This is a genomic window from Sphingomonas sp. BE138 (assembly GCF_031456125.1).
Taxonomy (GTDB): domain Bacteria; phylum Pseudomonadota; class Alphaproteobacteria; order Sphingomonadales; family Sphingomonadaceae; genus Sphingomonas.
In genome coordinates, this window is the sequence record NZ_JAVDUC010000046.1 from 1 (window position 1) to 7561 (window position 7561).

Here is a 7561-nt window from a genome sequence, read left to right on the forward strand (position 1 = left end):
CTGCCGACCCATCATGTCCGGGATCCCCCCACCGCCTTGCCGGAGTGAATCACGCCCTCGTCACCGTCGCAAGCAGCCGTTTTTCAACAGCCTCGGTTCATTGTGACACTCGAACACTGACTGCTACGCAGTGAGGTTGCTGGCGGTGGCTCCCGTACCAACGCTGAGGTGACTGCCTTATGGTAGCGGTAGATGCTCGTGCACGATGGCGATCACGACATGGTCACTGCTTTCGGGAACTGGAGCATGGATATGAATTCGGTTTTGATGCGGCTGCAGTTTGATGTGCCATTCGCAATAGAGCGTTCGACCCTTAATCGAGACCTGTCGAGCCTCCCTGCTAATCCTGTCCTTAAAGACATTAGGCTTCTCTGGAGCAGCGTCCAATTGCAAGCCCCTGAACCTGTGTTCAATTAGTTGATTGGTAGGACGTGCATCAGGATCTGGAGGAGCTCCTTCAGTTGGGGTCTTCGCTGGTGGTGGATGCATAAAGGTCCAATAGCCCCAATCGTCCAGCGCAGCCAACGCCTTGCGAACGGTATTTCGATGGGCGAGGTATCCCCCAGATAGGGCGCTTGCGCCGTCGAGCGCGCCATCCAAGAAGTACAGATTTGGAAAAGCCTCGGGCGCAAACCGTATTAGTGAATCCAGCGTGTCCCCGGCCACATCAACCGCAGCGCGCCAGAAGCGCCTTCGGCTTACTTCGTCAGAGACGAAGTGGACGTCCACGGTACCCATTGGCGTCATCGTCGCCTTCACGGCTGGTTCATTAATCGTCAGGCATGCTACTGGCTCGCCGGCAAGCACCGAGCAATGAGCCCACTCGATATCATCATTGCTGACTGCCGGAGCACCGTCGATTGAAACCGCCCCGCCACCGAAGCCAATTGGCCAATTAGGTGCCTCGGAGTAACGAGGTGCCCTATTCAGCCAAGCTGCCAATTCGTTTGCAAGGTCCCTGTTCAAATTAAGCTCTGACCCAGGAACAAATAGGTCCCATAGCGCGTCGCTGCCGTGCATTGGCCTTTCTTGAAAGTCGTCGCCGACTGCGACTGCTAGACCGCGATCATGTGTGGCTTCAATGAACGCCAAAGCCACGTCTATTTTTGCTGAAGCCTGTGCAGACGTCAGGCCGTTGAAGTCCCAGTCCGCTCCATTTACGATGTAGCTCATCCGCCGCGCTGCCCCCGCCTGACGCGTCCCAAAGAGGCGACGTCAATCTGATACTGGTCGAAGAAGCCCTTAGGCCAATCCGACACGGAGCCGGTCTCACCTATGGCTAAGGTAGCATGCGACATCTCGCCGCGTTCGTCGTCGGCCCCGAACCAGTGCAGCACAGCCATGGAAGGTTTTAAATAGCTGTACTCAGCAACCGCCCTTCGGATGCCGTTAATCACGTGATCCGAATGCGTCTCGATCACGACCTGAACCCCCCGAGCTGCCAACCATGCCAGGAAGACGCCCATGCGCGACTGCCCCGCGGGATGGAGATGGGCCTCAGGGTTCTCTACGATTAAGAGGCTGTCGACCTCTGCGATTAGACCGGCGAGGACGATCGGTAGCGAGTATGTGAGGCCAAAGCCCATATTAGTGGACTTCACCCACTCCGAGCCGGAGGCTCGGAAGCGGAGTTCGGCTACGGCGCTTCCCGCCAGCCTCGCTCCCATAACCTCAATTGGCCGGGTCATTTCGCTCAGCCACTGCTCGACTTCGTACTTTAGCAGCCGCGGCACTGTGCCGTCGTACAGGGGATGCCAACGCTTCGAGTCCGCGATCGGGTGGTCGCCAAGCACGGCGAGCACGTGCGCGCAAAATTGACCGCGGACACCCACCTCAATTTGTGAGTCCGGAAGTGGTGAAGCGGCCGTGTAACCGCGTGGTCCAAGCCGCTCCGCACTGAGATAAGTGAACGCCCTCGGCTCTCCCGACATCGCTTTCGGGCATACGTCGGGCCGCGACTCGACATTGAGGTAAAGGGCATCCTCAGAAGGAACCGCCAAGAGCCACTCGGCAGGCTCAATTCCGGAACTATCGAGGCGAATGCTAATCGGACTAGCGCTTGCCCAATTCAGCACGTCCTCGGCGATGCCGAGTTCGAGATCAAACGGTCCGTTCAGGCTCAGGGTGTCGAGCCCAGCCGCGCCTGCCTCCTTGGCGAGAAGGATCGCCTGCAGAACCGATGTTTTGCCGGATCCATTCATGCCCGTGAGGACGGTGAGAGGAGCGAAGTCGAAACGTGCCTCATTGAACCGCTTGAAGCCGCGGAGCGCGACCGCATTGATCATGCGAGCGCTCCGGCAAGAATTTGTTTGGTGCGTCCGAGGCGATACGATACGCGGCTGGCGTCACCTGTACTGACAGTGACCGACCGCAGGTAATCCGGCTCTTGAAAAGCCGAGCGGAACGCTGACAAAATCTGGGTTTTGTGCAACTGTAGGACGGCCGGTGAGTAATCCGCCAGCGCATTGGCCTGAGCCTCGAAGACCGCACGATTTATCGGACCGCGCCGATCAGCACCACTCGCAGAACGGCGGAATGCAAAGACACCAAGGACCTCATGGGCCGAGACCATGGCCCGCTCGAAATCGGCTGCGAGGCGGTCCAGATCCCGGTCGGACACGACAACCTCCTCCGAGCCGTCGATCCGCCTCGTGAAGTGCATGAGGAAGGCGTCAAGGCTGGGGAAACTTCGGTACTCCTCGAGAGAGCTCATGCGAAACGCACAAAAGCGGAGCACCAGCTCTCGGTTTGCCATGCGGCTGCTATCTCGCTCGAGTTGACCGCTGGATCCAATTTTCCAGTAACGTCCTTCTGTAGCCTGGTCGAACGCCTCGCTCTCGGCTAGCCGGCTTAGGAAGGTCCGCGCACGCTCTCCGCTCATTGCATGGCGGATTTCCTGTGGCGACAGCGGGCTGCCTAGCGTGTTGACGCGGTTAAAGATATCGTACTTCACCTCGTCCGGCGTCTGAGGTTCAATCACGTGCACGACTATCTGGGCGCTCCTGAACCGCCGCAGGTCAGGAGTGTCGAGATCTTGGTAGCTACGACCGTTTAAATTAGTGAGATACTCGAGATCTGCGGAGGTCAATTTGTGCTTCCCGCGCATGAAATTTGCAATCGTCGTCAGACGCTGCACACCGTCGACCACTTGGTAGGTTCCCGTCTCCGACTGATTGAAGTAGAAGGCTGGCAGTGGAATACCTAGCAGAATGGATTCAATAAGCCTGGTCTGCTGACGAGCTTTCCACACGTAGTCTCGCTGAAAGTCGGGCGAGAGATCAATATCGTTCTCTTCAATCTGCTCCACTACCTCCCGCAGTGAAAACGTCTTCGTCGTAATTCGTATTTTCCCTGGATCCCAGGGCTTGACCAACCCTGTACCGCCGCTGGCCTCCTCCGCCGCATCAAGTCCGTCGATGTCCGTCTCAGCCACATCATTCACGGCCAGCTGCTCAATCATCCTGCAACCCTCATCCGCCACAATCCATACTCAGGCACCATAAACGACCTTTCCATGCTACTTTCCACCAACAACGGAAATGGGTGGCGTCACAACCGAGCGGTTCTGACGCTCACCTCAGTCGTAGTTGAAGGCAGAAAGGTGACCTTTTTGCCCCGACTCATTAGATCCAAGGTATCACATCTTCGCGATCGTGGCGCAAAACCGAACGGCATCGTCAGTAGTAATGAGGCGCGCGGAAGCCGTGATCGTCATCACTCCCGAATAAGCGCTGCTCATCGAAACGGTGATCCAGGCCGTTAGCAGATAACGCTGCTTCGCGCGCTTCCAGCTGCCTTTCAGCGAAATTCAGGAAATCTGCCACACGGCCCTCCGCTGTGCCGACAAGTTCCGCCTGCAGGCTTGCTACCAAACGCCGCAGTCGCTCCAGTGCCGCAATCTCATCAAGCACCTTGTCGAGGGCGATCCCTCGCCGTTCCTCGACATGTTTATCGCGCAGGACCTGTTCACGACGCAACCGTTCCTGCTCGCGGAGCCGGGCATCTTCTTCACGACGCAGTCGATCCTGCTTCTTCGCCGCCGCCAGCACCGCTACGCCCACCGCGATGTCGCCCGCCATGGTTTCGAGCCGCTGAGTCTTGGCATCACGAAACGAGCGACGCGGGCTGCCGCCCATGAAGTAGAAGTGCTCGAACTCGAAGGCGAACTGGCCAGTAGGGTGCACATCCCATTCGGGTATCTGCGGACCCGAAAAGCTGGTTCCGATATCGTCCCAGCTATCGCGCTGCCAGCGCTTCGCCTGCTTGCGCTTCCAGGCTTCCCGATCAGCTTTTTCCTTATCGGTCGGGATATGTTTCTCCCGCCTCACCGCCTCGGTCACCGAGAAGCCGATCATCTCGCCATCGCACAGGAAAGTCGCAGCATTCTCTCCTCGCACCAGTTTGATGCCGATCACGGTTGCAGCGGCTGCGATACGGTTGAGCGCCAATTCGAAACGGTCGATTGAGGCAGGTGCCAGCTGGCACTTGATTAGACCGGAGCCCTCGACGGAAACCAACCCGGCCAGACCGGCAGGCTTGGCCTTGCGCAGGCGTCCGGCTGTACGCTCGACGATCGGATCGGGTGACGGGCTTTCCTCGTGCGCCACCGAGGAAGCAAGCACCCGGGCATTCTCGCGTGCCGCTGTGATCGCCTCGGGCTCCTGCCGAAGTTCACCGGCCGCGATCGTGATGGTGGTTGCCGTGCCTGCCTTGGCGCGCGGCAGCGGCGTCTGCTTCAACTTTTGCCCCGCCGCCTTCTTGGCCCACCAACCCAAGGGTGGGTTGGGAACATCGTGCTTTCTGCAAATCTTGTGGAGCGCCACGTCCGAGAGCGCGAACTCCTTGGCAAGGTGGGTCATCGGCTTCGACCACACCAACTCATAGAGCTCTTCCCGGCTGAACTGTCTTGCCATCAAATGCCCGCCATCACAGCTAGCTGGATTGTCCGCTGCTACCCTAACCCAACTGGCCACCTTTCTGGTCGACGACGATCCCGGCACGGACATCGGCGTTGTTCCGCGAGGCATGTTCCGACGAAGGCCCATTACTGTGGAAACTCGCGGTGGCGCTACTCTCGTCGCCGGTGGCCGGCGAGGTATCACTTCGACGCTCCATCGGCTTCGCCGAAACCGGCGACCATCCCGCCTGCTCGAGGCATTGAGCGATCCAGTCGGCGACGATCCCGGGCTCGCCGCTGCAATAATATTGGAACCCGTCCACCTCCTCGCGGACCCAGGCCACGACATCGCAGGCCTGGCGGTAGGAGTAGCGCACCTCTTGGCCATCGGGGCTGCGCCAGCCGACGCTGGCGATGGCGCACCACAGATCGACCGCGCACGCGCCGTCCTCCCGCACCCGCTCGCCCAGGGTTTCGTCGAGGCACGCCTCGAACAGCTTGTATGGCCGACGCACGCGGCTGCTCGCCACGCCCCGAAAATCATCCTTGTCGAAGAAGGTCATGAAACGCCTCCACGATCGCGAGCGGGATCGCGCGATCTTACGGCAAAGCCGCTCCCGACGCCATGCGCCGTCCGGAACATGGCATCAGGCAGCATCGCGAAACAGCCCGACGCGATCGATCGCTCGCCGCGGTCTTCTCGCCGCTCTGCCGCTCCGCCACCTCCTCGAGCCGCCTGCCATCGTCGACGACGAGCGTAACGCCCTCGCGCACGCGCGTCACCAACACGCGCAGCAGGCTGGTGGTGATGAGCTTGCCTTCGCGACTGTCGGCCGCGACGATGCCGAGATCGCTGGTCGCTTACTGTGCCGCATGGGTGCTGGTAGCATAGGCGAGATCGAGCCGTTTCAGTATCGTGTCACATCTCCATACCGTAGTCCCGATCGCGGCTGCCGCCACTCATGCCGGGGCCGTCAAGGCGCAGCTGCCGCTCGGGAATGCGGGCGTCGAGCGCCTTCTCCAGCGCGGGCTGGCGCGCCATACGGTCCTCGAGCCGCTCCAGGCGACGCTCCGCCCGGTCTTCGATCCGCGGCGTTTCAGCCTCACCCCGATCGCCTGACGCCGAGCGCCAGTCGGCCACGAACCGGTCGGCATAGGCGCGAGGATCGCTACGCACCTGCCCCTCCTCCGCCCAGACCTGCCGCAACTCTCCCGGAGCAATCTGCTCCAGACCGCGTACCGGGTCGGCGCTGCGGTCCAGCACGATCCGCAGATCCTCAGCGGCATAGGGCCGGACCCGATCGAGCGCCGCCGAGGCTGCGTCCAGTTCGCGCACCTGGGACAGCGACAGCTCCCGCCCGTCCTCGCGCATCCGCTCGGCCGCCAGGAACACATGGGCGTAACGCTCCAGCGCGCGGTCGAGCGGTGAGCCCGCATCCGGCAGCCGGATGGCGTCGATTGCCTGGCCACGCTCGACCACGTCGAGCGCCGAGGTCTTGTCGCCGGTGTTGCGGGTAACGTGCCGTTCGACCTTCTGCCCGTCGTCGACCACCAGCGCCACCTTGTCCGCCACGCGGGTAAGCGCGACCAGGAACGACCGCTCGGTCAGCAGCTTCCTCTCCGACGACCGCATCGCCACGATCCCGTGCTCGGTCGTGACCCCCTGCGCGACGTGGACGTTGATCGCGTAGGCGAGGTCAAGCCGCTCTGCCATGCGGTCGCCGGACGCGATCTCGTGCACCGTGCCGTCGATCAGCGAGGACACCACCAGCCTGCCCCGCCCCACTTCCTCGACCCGCGCCATCGCACCGTTATCGAGCCCGTGGGTCCGGTCGTTGTCGCTCCAGCGGATACGGTCGCCGACGTGCAGCTCGACTTGCTTCAATGCGAAGATCGACACGGCATCGCGGTCGAGGTTCCTGGCCAACCGGCCGGGCCGGAACAGCTTCTCGGTGCCGTCCGCCATGCCGAGCCGCACCCGGTCGCCGTCAACGCCGGTCACGATGCCACGGTCGCCTTGGACCAGGCCCTGACTAGGCAGGTTCGTGCGGACCTCGACCACATGGCCGGTCCGATAGGCGCGCATCAGCCGCGCGCCTTCCTTGGTGGCATTGACCCGGTCGAGCACGGTGAACGGCGTGCCCGTGGCAGCGATCTTGCCGCTCGCCTTCAGCTCGGCCTGTACCGCCTGATTGGCCTCGCTGCGCATGGCGCGACCGGCGGTGAGCAGGAGGGTGGCATCACGCTGCTCTTGAGGCAGCGCTGCCCAACGCGCAGCAGCGGTGGTCGCGACCTGACTGCCCGGCACCTCGGTCGTGGCGGGCCTGAGTATCTCGAACGTGCCCGACACATCGCCACGGTCGAGCGCGGCGGTGACCGCCTTCATCTGATCGGATCTGGAACGCAGGTTCTCGGTGATATGGGCCGTGGCGACGCCGGCCTTCTGGCTCGCCTCGAACGGCTTGCCGGCGGTGATCGCGGTCAGCTGACGGGTGTCGCCGGTCTGCACGACACGGGCGACGCCGGTGATGTTGGCGAGACGCACGATCCGCTCCATGTCACGCGTACCTGTAGCGGCCTGCAATGATGGTCGGCCCGGCGCGAGATTATAGGTCTATTCTGGCGCACGCTCCGTGAGACCGAAGCCGTGCTCTAGCGCACTAT

The 7561-nt window shown here is 61.8% G+C and carries 6 protein-coding genes; all 6 read right to left on the minus strand.

The annotated features are described in order from the left end of the window. Positions 1–177: 177 nt before the first annotated feature. The 6 genes from J2Y58_RS20360 to J2Y58_RS20385 all read right to left on the minus strand — a co-directional run bounded on the left by J2Y58_RS20360 (position 178) and on the right by J2Y58_RS20385 (position 7481). Positions 178–1173 carry a hypothetical protein gene (locus tag J2Y58_RS20360; protein ID WP_310107219.1) on the minus strand — a complete coding sequence of 332 codons (996 nt, stop codon included), beginning with the start codon at positions 1171–1173 and terminating at the stop codon, positions 178–180. Beyond that, entirely contained in the window at positions 1170–2285 is a 1116-nt protein-coding gene (locus tag J2Y58_RS20365; RefSeq protein ID WP_310107221.1) for a DUF3696 domain-containing protein, read from the minus strand. The genes J2Y58_RS20360 and J2Y58_RS20365 overlap by 4 nt, the downstream gene beginning before the upstream one ends. Beyond that, a complete protein-coding gene (locus J2Y58_RS20370; protein ID WP_310107223.1) occupies positions 2282–3460 on the minus strand; it encodes a DUF262 domain-containing protein in 1179 nt (392 codons plus the stop codon). The genes J2Y58_RS20365 and J2Y58_RS20370 overlap by 4 nt, the downstream gene beginning before the upstream one ends. Before the next feature lie 217 nt (positions 3461–3677). Continuing rightward, positions 3678–4913, minus strand: a complete 1236-nt coding sequence (locus J2Y58_RS20375) for a hypothetical protein (protein ID WP_310107224.1) — start codon at positions 4911–4913, stop codon at positions 3678–3680. Positions 4914–4956: 43 nt separating this feature from the next. Next, the gene (locus J2Y58_RS20380) at positions 4957–5460 is read right to left on the minus strand and encodes a hypothetical protein (protein WP_310107226.1); all 504 of its coding nucleotides are present in this window, start codon (positions 5458–5460) and stop codon (positions 4957–4959) included. Positions 5461–5816: 356 nt separating this feature from the next. Then, a complete protein-coding gene (locus tag J2Y58_RS20385) occupies positions 5817–7481 on the minus strand; it encodes an AAA family ATPase (protein ID WP_310107228.1) in 1665 nt (554 codons plus the stop codon). Positions 7482–7561 lie beyond the last annotated feature (80 nt).